Origin of the sequence: Kribbella sp. NPDC023855 (assembly GCF_040639475.1) — a bacterium.
In the GTDB taxonomy this organism is placed as follows: domain Bacteria; phylum Actinomycetota; class Actinomycetes; order Propionibacteriales; family Kribbellaceae; genus Kribbella.
The window spans coordinates 282,349-299,852 of sequence record NZ_JBFAAA010000001.1; the positions used below are offsets into that span (position 1 = coordinate 282,349).

Below are 17,504 nucleotides of genomic sequence, written 5' to 3' on the forward strand. Positions count from 1 at the left end.
GCAACGGGTACCGTTGGTCCCCACGGTCGAGCTACGGTGCGAGTAGGGTCGATCCGACAGGCGGAAGGGAGAAACCTCATGGTGCTGGTTCGTGGCCTCCTGGGCGACGTCCTGCGGCGCAAGCGGCTGCGCCAGGGGCGCACGCTGCGCGAGGTGTCCGCCGATGCCCGGGTCAGCCTGGGCTACCTCTCGGAGGTCGAGCGCGGCCAGAAAGAGGCTTCGAGCGAGTTGCTCGCCGCCATCTGCATGGCCTTGGACGTGCCCCTGTCGACGGTCTTCGCTGAGGTCAGCGAGGATCTTGCCCGGGAAGAGGCGCTCGTGCTGGCGCACCCGGCCATCGAGCCCGAGGTCGTTGCCGCCGCCTGATCCCGGCAGGTCGCGGGCGTTCATCGCCCGCTCTCCAGCCATGGCGTCCTAGTGGGCCAGACCAGTTGTAGCGCTTCGATGGGCGGATCACCCGGCCGCCTGAACATCGTGTTCGCCGTGTAGAGATGGGTCGTCGAATCCGGCATCCGCAGCAACTGCGGCTGGAAGAGGTCGCCAAGTTGGTCGCCCTCGTCGAACTGCCTTCCGGCGAGCACCGCCTCGGCGAGCGGCTGGAGCTCGCGCCCGACGAAGTCCGGATGGCAGTTGAAGGTGATGAACTCCGGATGCCCATGCAGGCTCAGCCCCAGCGTGTAGGCGTATGACGGGTTCCGCCCGCCGTGCTCACCTTCGATGAACTGCACCGTCCAGCCGAAGCGCTGGATGTTGGTCAGCAGTTGCTGCTCATACTCCGGGTTGGTGATCCCGCCGCAGATGTCGCACATGACCGTCTCCTCTCGAACTCGAACAGATGTTCGACTCGTCAGAGAAGGTATCCGTCTTTCCATCGGGTCAACTGGTCATCCACAGGTGAATTTCACGCCTCGGGTTGACAGGTGGGGCACCAATAGCTGACCCGCTCCCTGGGCGGCTCGCCGATCGGGGCTGTCTGGATCGTCGTCCCGCACCGCCGGCACGGTTTGCCCGCCCGCTCGAACACGTACGAGCGCTGCCCGGGCCGATCGATGCCGGTCGACACCTGAGTCGCATTCCGGAGATTGGCCTTCATCAAGCGGCGGCTGAGGTCGACCGCGGCCGCCAGGTCGACCGAGCCGGCCTTCCGCCACGGATGCAGGCCGAGCAGGAAACAGACTTCGACCCGGTAGAAGTTCCCGATCCCGGCCAGGTTCCGCTGGTCCAGCAAGGCTTCGCTGATCGTCCGCTCCGGCTCGGCGGCGAGATTGGCCAGTGCCAGATCCCGATCGAAATCGGGGGACAACAGATCTGGTCCGAGATGACCGACGACGGTGCCTTCGGCATCGGTCGCTACCAGTTCCAGCACCGGAAGCCGATATCCAACAGCCACCCAGGCCGAGGTCTCCAGCACCACCCTGACCTGGTGATCCGGACCGCCTCGCCACTTCTCGCCCGGCCGGTACAGATGCCAACTGCCCTCGAGCCGCAGATGGCTGTGGATGGTGATGCCACCCGACAGCCGCATCAGCAGATGCTTGCCTCTCGCAACGACCTCGAGCACGCTCCGGCCACTGAGGTCGGTCGTGGCCAACGACGGCACCCGGAAGTCCGTCCGGGTCAGTTCCTGCCGGCCCAGGGCCTGGTCCAGCCGTTTGCAGGCCCGCCAGACGGTATCTCCTTCGGGCATGGCTCAGGCCCGGAGCCGCAAGCCGCGCGGCGTCGCATGGAATCCCGCCTTCGCCAGTGCATCGCCGAACGCCGTATGCCGCACTTGTTCGCCGTCCGCCGTCTCCACACTGAGCTTGCCGAGATGCCCGTCTCTGATCGCCAGGGCCAACGCATCGACCGCCGGCTGCAGCAGATCTGGATCCTCGGTGAAACTCAACACCGTCCGCCCGCCACGTTCGACGTACACGATGAGGCGTCCGTCGACGAGCATGACGAGCGCACCGGCCTTCCGCCCCGGTCGGTGACCACCGGCGTTCTCGCGCTCAGGCCACGGCAGAGCCGCGCCGTAGGGGTTGGCCGGATCAGAAGCCGCCAGTACTACGGCCCGCGCCGCCGGCTGCTCCTTCGACGGCCTGCTGGTCGTCCCGCCCGTCGGCAACTCGGCCATCGCCCGCAACCGGTCAACCGCGCCTGGCAACGCGAACTGCGCTGCCCCGAGCCCGGCAACGAAGTACCCGCGACGGCATCGCCCGGACTCCTCAAAAGCGCTCAGCACCTTGTAGACGGCCGCGAACCCACCTGGCGTCCGCTCGGTCATCACCGAGCCGCGCGTGACGATCCCGTAGCGATCCAGCAGCGTCTCTGCCGCCGCATGGGCCCGCCTGGTCGCATCCTCGTTGCGCTCTGGCAGCAACGACCACCGGCCACCCGCCGTCGGCGGGCCACTGCGTGCAGGCATCGCGGGCCGCCCTGGTCTCAGCCCGCGTCCAGGTCGCGCGCGAGGCGTAGTACGGCGGGTGCGGTGGGCACCTCGGCCGCCGCCGACCAGTGATCGAACCGGTGCGAGTGTGTCGTTGGTCAGATGTCCGGCCCAGACCAGATCCCACAAGATGCCGACGAGCGTGTTGTCGTCGACCACCCCGGCCGCAGCGCCGACGACATCGCTCAACTGACGGAAGAAGAATGCGCCCCCACCGGACAACGCGTCGAGCACGGCTTGATGGGTCTCGCCCAGCTCGAAGGACGGGTCCGGATCAGGCAGCGTGAGGTCGCAGTTGTCGGCCAAGTGCAACGACACCCAGCCATCCGTGCCCGGCAGCGAACCCGAGCCTGCCCACACCACCTCGCCCGTCGCAGTCAGCTCGTCCAACATCGACGGCTGGTACCCAGGAACCCGCGAGGGCAACACGATCGACTCCAACGCCGATGCGGGCACAGCACATCCCGCCAACTGCTCGACAGCACCCAGCAGTACGTCGTACCCGCGGCCGCGGCTGCTGGTGATTCCCTGCCAGGCGGGCAGGAATCGAGCGAGAGCCGACGGATCGACCGGCTCGACCTCCTTGCGCAGGGCGGCGAGCGATCGGCGGCGGAGCAGTCGCAGGATCTCGCTGTCGCACCACTCCGTCGCGACGCCGCCCGGCAGGAACTCGCCCTCGACCACTCGCCCGGCCGCAGCAAGCCGGCGCAGCGCCTCACTCACGACGGCCACGCCGATCCCGAGATGTGTCGCCAGGTCGATCGCGCGGAAAGGCCCATGGGTGCGGGCATAACGCGACACCAGGTCGCCCAACGGATCCGCGACCGACTCGGCATGCGCCTCGGCGATACCAGGTGGCAGCGGTACGCCGAGGGCATCACGCAGGCGCGCGACGTCTTCCACCACGGCCCACCGGTGTTCGCCGGCCACCCGCACTCGCACGACCCGACGGGCCGCAGCGAGCTCGGTCAACCAGGCTTCCGCATCTGAGCCGTCGACGCAGCGTTGAGCTGCCTCGGACAAAGACAGTGGCCCGACCAGGCGGAGTACGTCGAAAAGCCCTTCGGCATCACGGGCTCGCCGGTCTTCGGCGAGGCGTTGCAACTCGGCTTCGGTGCGCAGTACGACCTCGGCGTCGAGGAGCTCACGCAGCTCGGTGCGGCCCAGCAGCTCGGCGAGCAGGCCTTGGTCGAGCGAGAGTGCCGCCGCGCGCTTCTCGGCGAGCGGCGTGTCGCCTTCGTACATGAACGCGCCGACGTATCCGAACAGCAGCGACTTGGCGAACGGTGAAGCCTCGGAAGTCTCCACCTCGACCACCGAGACCCGGCGCTCGCTGATGCCGGTCAGGAGATCCTTCAACGCGGCCAGGTCGTAGACGTCCTGCAGCACCTCGCGCAGAGTCTCCAGCACGATCGGGAACGACCCGTACTTGCTGGCCACGCTCAACAACTGCGCCGATCGTTGCCGTTGCTGCCACAGCGGTGACCGCTTGCCCGGATTGCGCCGGGGCAGCAGCAACGCGCGAGCCGCGCACTCACGGAAACGTGCCGCGAACAAGGCCGAGCCACCAACCTCAGCAGTGATCAGATCCTCGATCTCCGCTGGGTCGAACAACACCAGATCGGCACCCGGCGGCGGTTCGTCCGTCTCCGGCAGACGCAGCACGATGCCGTCGTCACCCGAGACCGACTGGGCATCCATGCCGTACCGCTCGCGGAGCCGCGCGGCGATCGCCAATGCCCAGGGACCGTGCACCTGACCGCCGTACGGCGAGTGGATGCAGACTCGCCAGTCGCCGAGCTCGTCGCGGAATCGCTCGACCACGATTGTGATGTCGTCGGGCACCCGGCTGGTCGCCTCGCGCTGCTCGCCGAGATAGGCGACCAGGTTGTTGGCGGCATACTCGTCGAGGCCCGCGTCGCGTGCCCGCTTGACCGCCTTCGCCGGCGGCAATGCGGCCATCGTCCGCACGAACGCGCCGGTCGCGGCTCCCAGCTCCGCCGGGCGGCCGACCGCGTCGCCCTTCCAGAACGGAAGGCGGCCGGGCTGGCCGGGAGCGGGGGAGACCAGCACCCGGTCGTGGGTGATGTCCTCGATCCGCCAGCTCGACGCGCCCAGCGTGAAGACGTCGCCGACGCGAGACTCGTAGACCATCTCCTCGTCGAGTTCGCCGACCCGGTGGTTGGTGGACTCGCCGACCAGGAAGACGCCGAACAGCCCGCGGTCCGGGATCGTGCCACCGCTGGTCACCGCGAGCCGCTGCGCACCGGGCCGGCCGGAAATCTCGCCACTGACCCGGTCGAACACGATCCGCGGCCGCAACTCGGCGAACTCGTCCGACGGATAACGCCCCGACAACATGTCCAGTACGCCGTCGTACGCCGACCGTGGCAGCGTCGCGAACGGGGCACAGCGCCGTACCAAGGTGTAGAGCTCGTCCACGTTGATGGTGTCGAGGGCAACGATCGAGACGATCTGCTGGGCCAGCACGTCGAGTGGGTTGGCCGGGATGTGCAGGCTCTCGATCAGCCCGTCGCGCATCCGCTGGACCACGACGGCCGTGTCGACCAGGTCGCCACGGAACTTCGGGAACAGCACGCCACGCGAGACCGCGCCGACTTGGTGCCCGGCGCGACCGACTCGCTGCAGCCCGCTCGCGACCGACGGCGGTGCCTCGACCTGGATGACCAGATCGACCGCACCCATGTCGATCCCGAGCTCGAGGCTGCTGGTCGCGACCACGCACGGCAGCCGGCCGGACTTCAGGTCGGCCTCGATGAGCGCTCGCTGCTCCTTGCTGACCGAGCCATGGTGAGCCCGGGCGATCAGCGGGGGAGCGGCCAGCGAGGCGCCCGACTGAGCCATCAGCTGGGCCGGCGAACCGGCCTCGGGCAGTTCGAGCTCGGCCCGCTCGGCGGCGATCTCGTTCAGCCGGGCGGTCAGCCGCTCGGCCAGCCGGCGGGAGTTCGAGAAGACGATGGTGGATTTGTGCGCCGAGATCAGGTCGAAGACATGCTCCTCGACGTGCGGCCAGATCGACGCGTGCCGGGGCGGTCCGGCGGCCGAGCCGGAGGTCTCGATCTCGGTGTTGGCGAGCTCGGCCATGTCCTCGACCGGCACGACCACGCTGAGATCCCACTGCTTGGTGAACTTCGGCTGCACCACCGTCACCGGCCGCTCGCCGCCGAGGAAGCGCGCGACCTCCTCGACCGGCCGGACCGTCGCCGACAGCCCGATCCGTTGGGCCGGCTTGGGCAGCAGGGCGTCGAGCCGCTCGAGCGTGAGCGCCAGATGCGCGCCGCGCTTGGTGCCGGCCACCGCGTGCACCTCGTCGACGATGACCGTCTCCACACCTCGCAACGACTCCCGTCCCTGCGAGGTGAGCAGCAAGAACAGCGACTCGGGCGTGGTGATCAGTACGTCGGACGGTTTGGTGGCGAATCGCCGTCGTTCGTTGGCCGGCGTGTCGCCCGACCGAACCGCCACCTCGACGTCGATCGGTGCCTCGCCGAGCCGCCGCGCGGTCTCCCGGATGCCGATCAGCGGCGCCCGCAGGTTGCGCTCGACATCGACCGCCAGCGCCTTCAGCGGCGACACGTAGAGCACCCGGCAGCGCAGCTTCGGATCCTCCGGTGGTGGCGTCGTCGCGAGCCGGTCGAGCGCCCACAGGAAGGCCGCCAGCGTCTTGCCCGACCCCGTCGGGGCGACCACCAGTGCGTCCCGGCCCGCGGTGATGGCGTCCCACGCCTCAAGCTGGGCCGGGGTGGCCGCTTCGAAGACGTCGCCGAACCACGCCCGGGTCGCGGGCGAGAAGCGGCTCAACGCGCTGGATCTCTGCACGTCCACCATCTTGCCCGGCCGCTCCGACAGTTTTCGGCCAGGACGGTTCCCGAGGCCCATCCTGTCCCCTCCTTCTGGAATGATCGGCGCCATGAGGAACCGCGTGCGCACAGCGCTCGTCGTCGTGGCCTGCCTGCTGGCTCTGACCGGCTGCGTGAAGCTCGACGGCGATCTGAAGGTGAATTCCAACGAGACCGTCTCCGGCAAGCTGAAGATCGGCGTCGACAAGCAACTGATCACCAGTACGGGTCAGTCGCTCGACGCGATCCGCAAGCAGGTCGAGAAGGGGATCACACAGACCGCCACCGAGGGGGTCACCTGCAAAGCCTTCGAGGACGACAAGTACGTCGGTTCGGACTGCACGTTCGAGAGCGTGCCCTTCGCCAAGATGGGCTCCTCGACCGGCCAGGGCGTCGGCTTCCGCAAGGACGGCGAGAGGTTCGTCGTGACGGTCAAGGACATGAACCTCGGCCGGAACACCGGTGGCGCCTCGCCGGTGGTCAACTTCAAGATCACCATGCCGGGCAAGATCATCGAGCATGACCCGGGCGCCGAGGTCGACGGCCGCACGGCGACGTACGACAGCCTCGACAAGCTGGGCAACCTGTCGCTGACGTCCGAGGCCGGTGGCGGTTTCCCGGCGTGGGCACTGATCCTCATCATCGTGCTCCTGCTGCTCGTCGCGGGCGCCGTGGCCTTCTTCGTACTGCGCGGTCGCAAGGCCAAGGCGCAGCAGTACGGGCAGTACCCGGGCCAGCCGCAGCAGGGCCAGTGGGGACCCCAGTACGGCGGCCAGCCGGGTGCTCCAGGTCCGTACGGTCCTCCGCAGCAGGGTGGGTACGGTCAGCCGGGTCAGTACGGCCAGGGCCAGCCGGGGCCGTATGGCCAGCCGGGCCAGCCGCCTCAGCAGTACGGTCAGCCTGGCCCGGGGCAGTACCCTGGGCAGCCGCAGCCCCCGCAGCAGGGTCAGCCCGGTCAGTGGGGTCCGCAGCAGCCGCCGCAAGGTCCGCCGCAGCAGGGACAGGGTGGCTGGGGACAGCCGCCACAGGGGCCGCCCGCACAGGGCCAGCCACCACACGGCCAGCCGCCCCAGCAGGGACAGGGTGGTTGGGGTCAGCCGCCGCAGCAGGGCGGACAGCAAGGCGGTTGGAACCGGCCGCCGGACAACGATAGGCAGTAATGAGACTGACGGAGTTCTGGGCCCGGATGGACCATCATCTGGGCCCTGCCTACTCGCGAACCTGGGCCGAGACCCAGGCGCTGAGCGAACTCGGCGGCCGCACGGTCGAGGAGGCCCTCGGCGACGGCGAAGCCGCCAAGGCGGTCTGGCGCGCCGTCTGGGCGCACCTGCAACTCCCACCCAGCGAGCGCTGACCGGGAGCGGTTGCCTGCAGCAACTAGGCCTGCATCAGACGGACCAGCCGGTGTGTGCTGCCCACTCTTCGGCCGGCAGATAGATCAGGTCGCACACGGGATCCTTCAGGTCGGCGTACTCACCGACAGACTCCAAAGGCAACGCCGCAGCCCGCCGCTTGAACTCCCCGTACGCCGCGGCGGTGTCCGGGTGGGCACGCAGATAGTCCCGGAAAAGCAGTGCGTATCGCTGGTTCGCCCGTCCGGCCACGCGCAGATGGAGATTCACCCTGCGCCGGTACTGCGGCTCCATCACCAACCGCTTGACCCACTGGAACTCGTCCGTCGGCAGGCCGGGCACCGGATGGTCCCGACGCGGCGGCCTGGCCTCCCAGTCGGCTGCCACCAGCAACTCCACCGCGTCATCGAGCTCGGACTCCGCGGCGACGGTTGCCTGGATATCGAGGACGTCCTTGGCGGGCAGGCCCGGCACCGAGGTCGATCCGATGTGGTCGATCCGTACCACCGTGTCGCCGAGAATCCTGCCGATCACCTCGGCCGTCTTCTCGTACTGCGCCGGCCAGTTGGCGTCCGGGTTCACGATGGCGATCGCGTTCATGGACTGATCATCGCAGTGCGCCGGGCCCGCTGTCGCCGATCGGCCTGACCCGGAATGCGCTGGTGCTGAGCAGCTCGGCAGCGGCGTACGCGGCCTTGCGGATGCCCTTGCGCTCGTCGAAGAAGCCGCCGACCACTCCGACCGCGGGGAGCTTGCCGATCATCCTGGCGCCGATGCTGCCGCGTGGGCGGTCCTCGAACACCTCTCCGAGTCCGCCGAAGAGCTTGCTGATCCGCCAGACCAGGCGGACTCCCTTGCGGAGACCAGCCTCCTCCGACTCGTCTCCGAGGCCCAGTTGCTCGGCCACGTCCTTGCCTGCGGTGGTGGGGTCGTCGTACCGGAGTACGTCGTCCGGCGTGATCGCGCGGCCGGTGAGCACGCGGGCGATCACCGCAGTGCGGTCAGCATGCGCCTCGACGCCGTACTCGCGGCAGACAGCCCCGATCACCATGGCCTGTACTGCGGCGCCGAGGGTGTCTTTGATCGGCAGGGCGTCGGCGGCGGCACCACTGAGCCGGGGGAGACCCGCTACTACCGCAGCGAAGCCGCCCAGGCGCTCCACCCACCAGTCGCAGCGCTTGGCCAGCGGCAGTGTCGGCCACTCGGCGTGACCGGGCACCTTCATCTGCAGGAGCCGGTCGATCGCGAGGATCAGGCCCTTCTCGGCCAGGTTGGGCTGCTGTTGGGCGGAGTACTCGGCCAGGAAGCTCCGGATGCCGAACGGGTCCTGGCTGCGGAGCGCGTCGAGCACCGAGTCGATGCCGAACTCGACCCGGCTGAGGGCGAGTACGACGGCGGAGTCGGGGATGTCGGGACGGTCGGTCACGTCCGCCAGGGTAGGGAGTCGGCGGTTCAGCACGATCTGCGGGGTGTTCGGCGTGTCAGTTGTGATTCGAACAGGTGTTCGGGCTATTTTGTCTCGTACGAGTTCCCTGGATCGGCCGGTTTGTCCACAGATTCACTCCGGCACCGAAAACTGTCCGTGGGAACCCATACCGTCTCTGGCGACAACGAATTTCCTCCGGGCGGCTGGCACAGCGGCCCCGATAGTAGATGGGTTAGGTGGCAGTCACATGGCTGGTGCAGCGGCGAAGGACGACCGCAAGGCCGCGGATCGCGAGAAGGCGCTCGCGACGGCGTTGACGCAGATCGAGCGGAACTGCGGCAAGGGTGCGGTGATGCGCCTGGGCGATCAGGAGCGGGCGAAGATCGAGGTCATTCCGACCGGGTCGATCGCGCTCGACATCGCGCTCGGGATCGGTGGCCTGCCCCGCGGTCGTGTGGTGGAGATCTACGGCCCGGAATCCTCCGGTAAGACGACGGTCGCGCTGCACGCGGTGGCGAACGCGCAGCGGGCCGGCGGGATCGCGGCGTTCATCGACGCGGAGCACGCGCTGGACCCGGACTACGCGCAGAAGCTCGGCGTCGACACCGACGCCCTGCTGGTCTCGCAGCCGGACTCCGGTGAGCAGGCGCTGGAGATCGCCGACATGCTGATCCGCTCCGGCGCGATCGACATCGTCGTGATCGACTCGGTGGCCGCGCTGGTGCCCCGGGCCGAGATCGAGGGCGAGATGGGCGACAGCCACGTCGGTCTGCAGGCCCGGCTGATGAGCCAGGCGCTGCGGAAGATGACCGGTGCGGTGAGCGGGACCAACACCACCGCGATCTTCATCAACCAGCTGCGCGAGAAGATCGGCGTGATGTTCGGCTCCCCGGAGACCACGACCGGTGGTAAGGCGCTGAAGTTCTACGCCTCGGTGCGGCTCGACGTGCGCCGGATCGAGTCGCTGAAGGACGGCACCGACTTCGTCGGCAACCGGACCCGGGTCAAGGTCGTGAAGAACAAGGTGGCCCCGCCGTTCAAGCAGGCCGAGTTCGACATCATCTACGGCCAGGGCATCAGCCGTGAGGGCAGCCTGCTGGACCTCGGCGTGGAGCAGGGCTTCGTCCGCAAGGCCGGCGCCTGGTTCACCTACGAGAGCGACCAGCTCGGACAGGGCCGGGAGAACGCGCGGAACTTCCTGCGCGACAACCCCGATCTGGCCAACGAGCTGGAAAAGAAGATCAAGGAGAAGATGGGCATCGGCGTGACGGCCGACGCACCGGCCGCAGCTGCGGCCGAGGTCGATGTCGACTTCTGATCGCCCGATGTCTCCCGGCGCGGACCGTCCGGGCAGCTCCAAGAAGGCTTTGCCGGAGCTGCCCGACGGAGTCCGCGTGGGCTTGGCGGGAATCACTCCGCCGAAGCCGGTGGAGGCCGATCCGGTAGCGGAGCGGCCACCCGTCCAGCCACTTCCTTGGTCTCTTGAAGACACCAAGGACGCCAAGTCTGCCAAGAAGTCCGCTGGGGGCCGCTCGGGGAAGTCCCGTCGGCCCAAGGGCGGGCGGGCCGGCGCGGTCACCGATGGTCCGGCCGACGGTGGCGCCTTCGATGCCTTCGAGGGCCGACCCGACGGAATGCCGGAGTGGGCTGCCGGCGAGAGCGACGCTGACGAGTCTGCTGGTCCTCCTGCAGGGATCACTGCTCCGAGTGTTCGCCGTTCTTCTGAACCTGCCGCCGAATCTTCGGGAACGAGTACCCGGCGGCGGCCGGGGACGCGGGCAACCCGGCGGTTTGGGGACCGGCGACCGAACACGCCGGCGGATCCTGAGCTCGATCGGTCGGTGGATCCGCATTCGGCAGCGCGCACGATCCTGCTCGACAAGCTGAGCGGCCAGCCGCGCACCCGTGCTGAGCTGGCGGGGCTGCTGGCCGAGCGGGAGATCTCCGACGAGGTGGCTGACGAGGTGCTCGATCGGTTCACCGAGGTCGGGCTGATCGACGATGCCGCATTTGCCGCCGCCTGGGTCGAGTCACGTCACCGCGGTCGAGGCCTTGGCAAGCGCGCTCTGGCTCAGGAGCTTCGTCGCCGGGGAGTCGACGACGAACTGACCCGCGACGCCCTCGACGAGCTCGACCCCGACCAGGAAGAGGCGACCGCACGCGCCCTGGTCCGCAAGAAGCTCCGCTCGATGCGCTCCCTGGAACGCCAGGTCGCCATGCGCCGCCTGATCGGCATGCTCGCCCGCAAGGGCTACCCCGGCAGCCTCGCCATGACCATCGTCAAACAAGAACTAGACGCGTCCGACGAAGAACTCCCCCTCCTCAACGACTCCGGCCTAGAACCCGACTAACCCCGCACCCCAGCCGCTAGCACCACCAGCCGGCCCGCGCCCTCGCAGTACTCGCCAGCTCCGCCCCCGGCACCACGGCTGACCCGCGACCTCGCAGTACTGGCCGAATCCGCACCCGGCACGCGCGTCGCTCCCGACGGCGACGCTGCGCGGCACCGTCCCGATCCCGCGTAGCGTGTAGGGCTGGCGCGGGGTGCGACTGGAGCCGCCGGAGCGGCGAGACCGTACGGCACGTGTACGCAGAGTATCGCCCCGTCCGAGGCTCGGCGCCTCCCGTGATGCCGCGAAAAGTCGAAGGCTGCAGTCGCTGCGCGCATCGCTCAGTCGGAAGTTCCTCGGCCTGGCGGAGGTGGGGCTCCTTTAGGGTTCGGGGATGAGTTTTCGGTTGGCGGCTTATGCGGTTTGTGTTGATGACGGGCGGGTGCTGCTTGCTCGGTACGTGTCGCCGAAGGGGGAGGGGAGTTGGTGGACTCTTCCTGGGGGCAAGGTCGAGCCTGCGGAGGATCCGTTTGATGCGGTGATCCGGGAGGTTCTCGAGGAAACCGGGTGTGATGCGGTGGTGGAGCGGCTGCTGGGCGTGGATTCGCGGGTGATTGGCGCGGCGGAGAGCACCTCGGGAGTTGAACATCAGAATGTCGGGATCTTTTACGGAGTTCGTATTACCGGCGGTGAGTTCCGAGCTGAGCCGAACGGTGAAACTGCCGAGTCCGTCTGGACGCCGATTCCGGAGGTCGCCGGACTGCACCGCTCGGTGATAGTCGACGTCGGCATCGCTCTGTCGCAGATTGCGCCGGCCACCGGTCACGTTCCTCCCGTCCAGGTCGGCGGCTTGATTCGGCACTGAGATCGATGCCCGAGGCAAGCGTCAGCTGCAGTTCGAGCCACGGAATGAGATCGTGCGGCGGGTCTGATGTAGTGCCGTGCTGATCGTGAGCGGGTGGTGGCTCCGGGGCGTGAAGACACTGCGGGTCGGCCGCGCGGGGAGTTGTGATGGGCACCTGGGGATGGTTGTGCAGGGCATCGATGGGCGGTGCTGCGGGGGTGGGGGAGATGGCTGGGGGACTATGAGGGATGACGAAATTCGAGGGTGATCGGGAGACTCTTCGAGCGTTGGCGGATGACGGGAATGAGAAGGCTCTGGATCGGCTGGCTGATCTCGCCGACGGGCGCGGGGATCTTGAGGAATTGAGTGAGTTGCTCGATGAGGGTTCCGAGCGGGCGGGGGAGTTGCTGACCCGTCGGGCTGTGGCTACTCGGGATCTGCGGGAGCTGCAGCGGATCTCGGATGCCGGGTACGACGAGGCCTGCGAGGTGCTGGACAGGCTGCTCGACACCTCTGCCGGGGACGAGGGCCAGTAGATCTACCAGCGACGGCGACCAGTAGGTCTGCCAGTGACGGCGACCAGTAGGTCTGCCGGCCACGACACCAGGTCTGCCAGCGACGAGTAGGGCTGCCGGCGACGGCGGTGAGTAGATCTGCGGATGGAACGGGCAGATGCGAAGGCCGATCATCTGCGATCAGAGGGCGCTGGCCACTCCGTCTGGGCGGGTAGCTCAGACGAGCGCGGCGAGGGTGATGGCGAGTGCCCGCGGTCGTTGGTGAGGTTGTGAAATGAAGGGCAGGGCTGGGCTGGTGGGGGTGGTTGCGGCGAGGGGCGTTGACGGGTGGGGGTTGACGGTGTCTGATCCGAAGTACGGATCGGGTTTTGGGCGGTCCGTAGGCTGGGATTTTCGTCCGATCCGCCCCTGACACCTCTCGGAGGGTGCAAATGACCGATTTCCAGGAACAGGCTAAGAACTGGCTCCGGAATGTCGTCAACCAAAATCCGGACAAGATCAAGGCAGGCGTGGAGAAGGCCGGCGACCTGATCGACAAGCAGACCGGCGGGAAGTACGCCGAGAAGGTTGATGCGGTGCAGCAGAAGGTCGGCGGTTATGTCGACTCCCAGGCCGGGTCTTCGCAGTCCGCGCAGCCCTCCGACAGCCCCGGTGCGACCGGGCAGGAACCTCCGGCCGGGCAGGAATCTTCGGCTGGGCCGGAACCTTCGGCTGGGCAGGAATCCCAGGCCGAGGGGCAGGAGCCTGCGACCGGACCTGAAGACGGTGCGCCGGATGCGGCGACGCAGGCCGGTTCGTCCGGCGCGGAAGCGGCTGACGGCGCGGACGACGGCGACTCCGCAGCAGGCGGGGCAGACGTCGATGAGGCTGACCCGGCTGCTGTTGACGGGACCGTCGTCGGCGGGAAGGCGCCCGACGTGGCGGACAACCCGAGCAGCTCAGCCGGCTCCGGCACAGAAGGCGCCGCAACCGGCAGCACCGCCACCGGCACCACGGACACCCCGGCCGCACCCAGTACGGCGGACAGCGCCGAGCCCGGCGATGAGGCCTCTGGTAGTGCGGAGGGTGGGCTGCCCGGGCCGAGGTAGCACTCGCTGGACAGACTCTCGGCGACCCGGTACTCCGAGCCCCGCCATATGGCGCGGGGCAAGAGGGCCGGGTCGCCGTCGCTTGTCCGCCACTCGGTCGAGGCAGGACCGCCGGGTCGCCGTCGCTTGTCTGCCCCTCAGACGTGGCAGGAGCATCGGGTGGCCGCCGCTTGTCCGCCACGTCGGTGCGATCAGAGGATCGGGTTGCCGGCGCTTGTCCGGTGCTGGTTGGTAGCCGCTAAGGCGGCGGCGGTCAGGCGACGAGACCGGCGAAACCGGATGTCCGTTGGTCTGCGTCGTCCAGCTGGCGGTCGGACTGGTCGGCGTCACGACGTGTGCTGTGAGTACGGCGGTTCACGAGCCATGTCGACGACGGGGTGGTGTTCGCCTGCGTCGTGACGGTGAAGCCCAGGGCGCTGCCACTCGCGTAGGACAGGCGCGGGGGCGGTCGCGTTTGGGGTGGGTGACGCAAGCCGGGGGTGCTGGATGTGCGTGGAGCGGTGAGCGAGCGGGCGGCGGGTGCGGGGAGTCCGAGCGGGTGGAAGGTTGCGGGCAGTCCGAGTCGTGGGGTGAGGGGCGTGGGGGAGGCGGGGTGGATGGCCGGGACTGGGGGTGGGGTGTCGGAGGGTGAGGGGGTGTTGACTGTGGGGTGGGGTGGGGGAAGGTCTCGATTTGGACGGGGATAGTGGTCACGGGTGTTCGTCTTGACCGGGTCGGTGGGCGCGCCTAGCCTCGGAATCAGTAAGGGATCACTCCACCGCAAGGTGGCGTACATAGCACCGATCGGCCGGTCGACCGCCGGCTGACCGGTCAGACACCCGGGACACCACGTGGCCCGGGGGACGCGAGACCAACGCTCGACCGAGCTGCCGTATAGGACGACCCGGCCCCGCCGGGTGCTCGTAGCACCGCCGAACCGGGTGGTGCTCTTCGTCGTACCGTCCTGCCGATCGCTGTGAAGCTCCCTTCGACGCCGACAACGTCACGCCCCTGGGCGCGACTCGCAGAGGGGAGACGCCGATGTCACTCGCGGTCATGCTGACGGCGGCATCTGTGGGGCCCGTCCTGATCGGGTTGCTGATCGTCGTCCTGCTCGCCTGGATCGGCCTGACGCTGTCCCGCCGCAAGAGCGCCGACCTGTCCTCGGCTGCCATTGCCGCCGAGGCGAACGCCAAGCTGGAGGCCGCGACCATCACGGCCGACGCCAGGTCCGCTGCCGAACTGGTGACTCGGCAGGCGGAAGAAGCAGCCGCCGTACTGCGGGTCCGCGCTGAGGCCGCTGAGCAGCGGGCGGAGGAGATCCGCCGCGATGCGGAGAATCGGGCCACTGAAGTACGGCGTGAGGCGGATCAGCGGGCTTCCGATGTTCGCCAGAAGGCCGAGTCCGAGGCGCAGTCGATCCGCGAGGACCTGCGCGAGCAGCGGCTCGAGATGGAGCGGCGCGAGCACCGGCTGACCGAGCGCGAGGAGCGGCTCGACGAGCAGCATCGGGCGATCGAAGAACGTCAGGCCGAGCTGACCGCGCAACTGGCTGAGCTGGATCGCCGCAAGGCCGATATTCGCGACCTCGAGGACGAGCGGCGCCGGATCCTGGAAGGTGTCGCCAACCTCACCACCGAGCAGGCGAAGGCGGAGCTGGTCGCCGCGATCGAGGCGGAGGCGAAGCGGCACGCGCACACGATCGTCCGCGACATCGAGCGGCAGGCGCAGGACGAGGGCGAGGTCAAGGCGCGCAAGATCATCACCGGCGCCGTTCAGCGACTGGCGTCGGAGCAGACCAGTGAGTCGGTCGTGTCGGTCGTGCACCTGCCCAGTGACGACATGAAGGGCCGGATCATCGGCCGCGAGGGCCGCAACATCAGGTCCTTCGAGCAGACCACCGGCGTCAACCTGATCATCGACGACACCCCCGAAGCGGTGCTGCTGTCCTGCTTCGACCCGGTACGCCGGGAGACGGCGCGGCTGACCCTGGACTCGCTGGTACTCGACGGGCGGATCCACCCGAGCCGGATCGAGGAGATCTACGAGCGCAGCAAGGGCGAGGTCGCCGAGCTGTGCGAGCGGGCCGCCGAGGATGCGATGGCCGAGGTCGGGATCACCGATCTCCACCCCGAGCTGATCCGCACGATGGGTTTGCTGCGCTATCGGACGTCGTACGGGCAGAACGTGCTCAAGCACCTGATCGAGTCGGCGCACATCGCCGGGATGATGGCGGCCGAGCTGGGGCTGGATGCCAAGCGGTGCAAGCGGGGCGCGTTCCTGCACGACATCGGCAAGGCGCTGACTCACGAGTCGGAAGGCAGCCATGCGATTGTCGGGGCGGAACTGGCTCGCAAGTACGGCGAGGACGACGATGTCGTGCACTGCATCGAGGCTCACCACAACGAGGTTGAGGTGCGGACCGTCGAGGCGGTGCTGACCCAGGCGGCGGATGCGGTCAGCGGTGGCCGGCCGGGCGCTCGGCGCGAGTCGCTCGAGGCCTACGTGCAGCGGCTGGAGCGGCTGGAGGAGATCGCGATGCACCACGACGGCGTCGAGAAGGTGTTCGCGATGCAGGCCGGCCGGGAGATCCGGGTGATGGTGCTGCCGGACGCGGTCGACGACATCGCCGCCCAGGTGATGGCACGCGACATCGCCAAGCAGGTCGAGGAGGAACTGACCTATCCCGGCCAGATCCGCGTCACGGTAGTCCGCGAATCCCGCGCCACGGAGGTCGCCAAGTAGGCGTCCGCGCGACCCCGGTGCGTGGCGAAACTCGAGCATGAATAGTGATGAGAAGGTCTGTGTTCGCCGCGAGGTCGGCGAACAGCACTTGGCCGGACTGATGGAGCTGTTCGGCTCCGCGTGGTGGATGGCCGATCGGACAGTCGAAGAGGCCAGATTGATTCTTCGAGAATCGGACATCGTTGTCGTCCTGGTCGATTCTTCGCACGACGGGATCGTCGGCTTCGCTCGAGTTCTGACGGACTACGCCCACGTGGCGCTGGTGCTGGACGTCGTCGTGACGCCAGAACTGCGGGGATCAGGCTACGGCGGTGTGTTGCTGGATGCCATCGTCCAGAATCCCCAACTGTCCCAGGTGCGGAGCATCGAACTGGTCTGCCAGCCAGAACTCGTCCCCTTCTACAGCCGCTGGGGATTCACCGACCAGGTCGGCAGTTCGCTGCTTATGCGCCGCTCCACAGACCCCTCGTTGGTTCACTGACTCTCGCCAGCTCGGGATCGACAGTGCGGCGACCTATTGCGCGTACTTCGAGCGCCAGGGTGGGGGGTCGAAAGGGGTGCCGTAGAGGCGCGTCTCCCGGGATATTCGGCCGTTGGCGAATTCTACGATGTTGGCTACGTGGTAGGTCTCGTCGCCGTATTCCGAGCGGCCGAGTAGGACGAAGTGGTCGCCGGAGCCGACGATGCGGTGGATCTCGATGGATGGGGGCGACGGGTACTCGCGTTGCATCGAGCGCATGGTGTCGCGGCCGACTATTCGTTCGCCGGACTGGGGCATCTCGAGCACGTAGTCGTCGGCTCGCAGTTCGTACTCGGCCTCGGCGGACAGCGCCAGTTGCCCGTCCATCGGCCAGAGGCGTTCCAGCAGCGCGCGGTTCTTGTCGGTCATCACGATCACCTGCCTTCTCCACCCAGCCTGCGCCGCCACCTTCAGCCA

General features: G+C 68.2%; 16 protein-coding genes. 10 read left to right on the forward strand and 6 right to left on the reverse strand.

Annotated elements, in window-relative coordinates; genetic code table 11:
* Positions 1-78 precede the first annotated feature (78 nt).
* Entirely contained in the window at positions 79-366 is a 288-nt protein-coding gene (locus tag AB0F51_RS01275; protein WP_360272207.1) for a helix-turn-helix transcriptional regulator, read from the forward strand.
* A gap of 20 nt (positions 367-386) precedes the next feature.
* On the opposite strand, the gene AB0F51_RS01280 is transcribed toward AB0F51_RS01275, so the two are convergent.
* From AB0F51_RS01280 to AB0F51_RS01290, 3 genes are all read right to left on the reverse strand, one after another.
* Positions 387-809 (reverse strand): DUF4262 domain-containing protein, encoded by a 423-nt coding sequence (locus tag AB0F51_RS01280; protein WP_360272209.1) that lies wholly within the window; start codon positions 807-809, stop codon positions 387-389.
* 92 nt (positions 810-901) lie between these two features.
* Positions 902-1,687 carry a DNA-formamidopyrimidine glycosylase family protein gene (locus AB0F51_RS01285; RefSeq protein ID WP_360272212.1) on the reverse strand — a complete coding sequence of 262 codons (786 nt, stop codon included), beginning with the start codon at positions 1,685-1,687 and terminating at the stop codon, positions 902-904.
* A gap of 3 nt (positions 1,688-1,690) precedes the next feature.
* The gene (locus AB0F51_RS01290) at positions 1,691-6,277 is read right to left on the reverse strand and encodes an ATP-dependent helicase (RefSeq protein WP_360274534.1); all 4,587 of its coding nucleotides are present in this window, start codon (positions 6,275-6,277) and stop codon (positions 1,691-1,693) included.
* Between the two features lie 82 nt (positions 6,278-6,359).
* Between AB0F51_RS01290 and AB0F51_RS01295 the strand changes: the two genes are divergently transcribed.
* Both AB0F51_RS01295 and AB0F51_RS01300 read left to right on the forward strand, forming a co-directional pair.
* Positions 6,360-7,448 carry a hypothetical protein gene (locus AB0F51_RS01295; RefSeq protein WP_360272215.1) on the forward strand — a complete coding sequence of 363 codons (1,089 nt, stop codon included), beginning with the start codon at positions 6,360-6,362 and terminating at the stop codon, positions 7,446-7,448.
* Positions 7,448-7,642 (forward strand): DUF3046 domain-containing protein, encoded by a 195-nt coding sequence (locus AB0F51_RS01300; RefSeq protein ID WP_360272218.1) that lies wholly within the window; start codon positions 7,448-7,450, stop codon positions 7,640-7,642. Before AB0F51_RS01295 ends, AB0F51_RS01300 begins: the two co-directional genes overlap by 1 nt.
* Before the next feature lie 34 nt (positions 7,643-7,676).
* Here AB0F51_RS01300 and AB0F51_RS01305 read toward each other — a convergent pair whose 3' ends face one another.
* Complete coding sequence (locus AB0F51_RS01305) at positions 7,677-8,240, reverse strand: GrpB family protein (RefSeq protein ID WP_360272220.1); 564 nt, start codon at positions 8,238-8,240, stop codon at positions 7,677-7,679.
* A 7-nt stretch (positions 8,241-8,247) separates the two neighbouring features.
* Complete coding sequence (locus tag AB0F51_RS01310) at positions 8,248-9,066, reverse strand: hypothetical protein (RefSeq protein WP_360272223.1); 819 nt, start codon at positions 9,064-9,066, stop codon at positions 8,248-8,250.
* Between the two features lie 247 nt (positions 9,067-9,313).
* Between AB0F51_RS01310 and recA the strand changes: the two genes are divergently transcribed.
* The 7 genes from recA to AB0F51_RS01345 all read left to right on the forward strand — a co-directional run bounded on the left by recA (position 9,314) and on the right by AB0F51_RS01345 (position 17,048).
* Positions 9,314-10,384, forward strand: coding sequence for a recombinase RecA (gene recA, locus AB0F51_RS01315; protein ID WP_360272226.1), 1,071 nt, complete (start codon positions 9,314-9,316; stop codon positions 10,382-10,384).
* A gap of 523 nt (positions 10,385-10,907) precedes the next feature.
* Positions 10,908-11,417, forward strand: coding sequence for a regulatory protein RecX (locus tag AB0F51_RS01320; protein WP_360272228.1), 510 nt, complete (start codon positions 10,908-10,910; stop codon positions 11,415-11,417).
* 373 nt (positions 11,418-11,790) lie between these two features.
* Positions 11,791-12,261, forward strand: a complete 471-nt coding sequence (locus AB0F51_RS01325; RefSeq protein ID WP_360272231.1) for an NUDIX domain-containing protein — start codon at positions 11,791-11,793, stop codon at positions 12,259-12,261.
* Positions 12,262-12,488: 227 nt separating this feature from the next.
* A complete protein-coding gene (locus AB0F51_RS01330) occupies positions 12,489-12,776 on the forward strand; it encodes a hypothetical protein (RefSeq protein ID WP_360272233.1) in 288 nt (95 codons plus the stop codon).
* A 410-nt stretch (positions 12,777-13,186) separates the two neighbouring features.
* Complete coding sequence (locus AB0F51_RS01335) at positions 13,187-13,843, forward strand: Rv0909 family putative TA system antitoxin (RefSeq protein WP_360272236.1); 657 nt, start codon at positions 13,187-13,189, stop codon at positions 13,841-13,843.
* Positions 13,844-14,863: 1,020 nt separating this feature from the next.
* On the forward strand, positions 14,864-16,567 hold the full coding sequence (gene rny, locus AB0F51_RS01340; protein ID WP_360272239.1) for a ribonuclease Y: 1,704 nt from the start codon (positions 14,864-14,866) through the stop codon (positions 16,565-16,567).
* A 37-nt stretch (positions 16,568-16,604) separates the two neighbouring features.
* A complete protein-coding gene (locus AB0F51_RS01345) occupies positions 16,605-17,048 on the forward strand; it encodes a GNAT family N-acetyltransferase (RefSeq protein ID WP_360272241.1) in 444 nt (147 codons plus the stop codon).
* A gap of 33 nt (positions 17,049-17,081) precedes the next feature.
* Here the strand turns inward: AB0F51_RS01345 and AB0F51_RS01350 are convergent, their stop codons facing one another.
* On the reverse strand, positions 17,082-17,456 hold the full coding sequence (locus AB0F51_RS01350; RefSeq protein WP_360272243.1) for a nuclear transport factor 2 family protein: 375 nt from the start codon (positions 17,454-17,456) through the stop codon (positions 17,082-17,084).
* Between the last annotated feature and the right edge of the window lie 48 nt (positions 17,457-17,504).

Bases quoted from the DNA above. Each gene is read 5' to 3' on its own strand.
- AB0F51_RS01275 (WP_360272207.1), top strand. From the start codon at position 79: ATGGTGCTGGTTCGTGGCCTCCTGGGCGACGTCCTGCGGCGCAAGCGG.
- AB0F51_RS01280 (WP_360272209.1), bottom strand. From the start codon at position 809: ATGTGCGACATCTGCGGCGGGATCACCAACCCGGAGTATGAGCAGCAA.
- AB0F51_RS01285 (WP_360272212.1), bottom strand. From the start codon at position 1,687: ATGCCCGAAGGAGATACCGTCTGGCGGGCCTGCAAACGGCTGGACCAG.
- AB0F51_RS01290 (WP_360274534.1), bottom strand. From the start codon at position 6,277: ATGGTGGACGTGCAGAGATCCAGCGCGTTGAGCCGCTTCTCGCCCGCG.
- AB0F51_RS01295 (WP_360272215.1), top strand. From the start codon at position 6,360: ATGAGGAACCGCGTGCGCACAGCGCTCGTCGTCGTGGCCTGCCTGCTG.
- AB0F51_RS01300 (WP_360272218.1), top strand. From the start codon at position 7,448: ATGAGACTGACGGAGTTCTGGGCCCGGATGGACCATCATCTGGGCCCT.
- AB0F51_RS01305 (WP_360272220.1), bottom strand. From the start codon at position 8,240: ATGAACGCGATCGCCATCGTGAACCCGGACGCCAACTGGCCGGCGCAG.
- recA (WP_360272226.1), top strand. From the start codon at position 9,314: ATGGCTGGTGCAGCGGCGAAGGACGACCGCAAGGCCGCGGATCGCGAG.
- AB0F51_RS01325 (WP_360272231.1), top strand. From the start codon at position 11,791: ATGAGTTTTCGGTTGGCGGCTTATGCGGTTTGTGTTGATGACGGGCGG.
- AB0F51_RS01330 (WP_360272233.1), top strand. From the start codon at position 12,489: ATGACGAAATTCGAGGGTGATCGGGAGACTCTTCGAGCGTTGGCGGAT.
- AB0F51_RS01335 (WP_360272236.1), top strand. From the start codon at position 13,187: ATGACCGATTTCCAGGAACAGGCTAAGAACTGGCTCCGGAATGTCGTC.
- rny (WP_360272239.1), top strand. From the start codon at position 14,864: ATGTCACTCGCGGTCATGCTGACGGCGGCATCTGTGGGGCCCGTCCTG.
- AB0F51_RS01345 (WP_360272241.1), top strand. From the start codon at position 16,605: ATGAATAGTGATGAGAAGGTCTGTGTTCGCCGCGAGGTCGGCGAACAG.
- AB0F51_RS01350 (WP_360272243.1), bottom strand. From the start codon at position 17,456: ATGACCGACAAGAACCGCGCGCTGCTGGAACGCCTCTGGCCGATGGAC.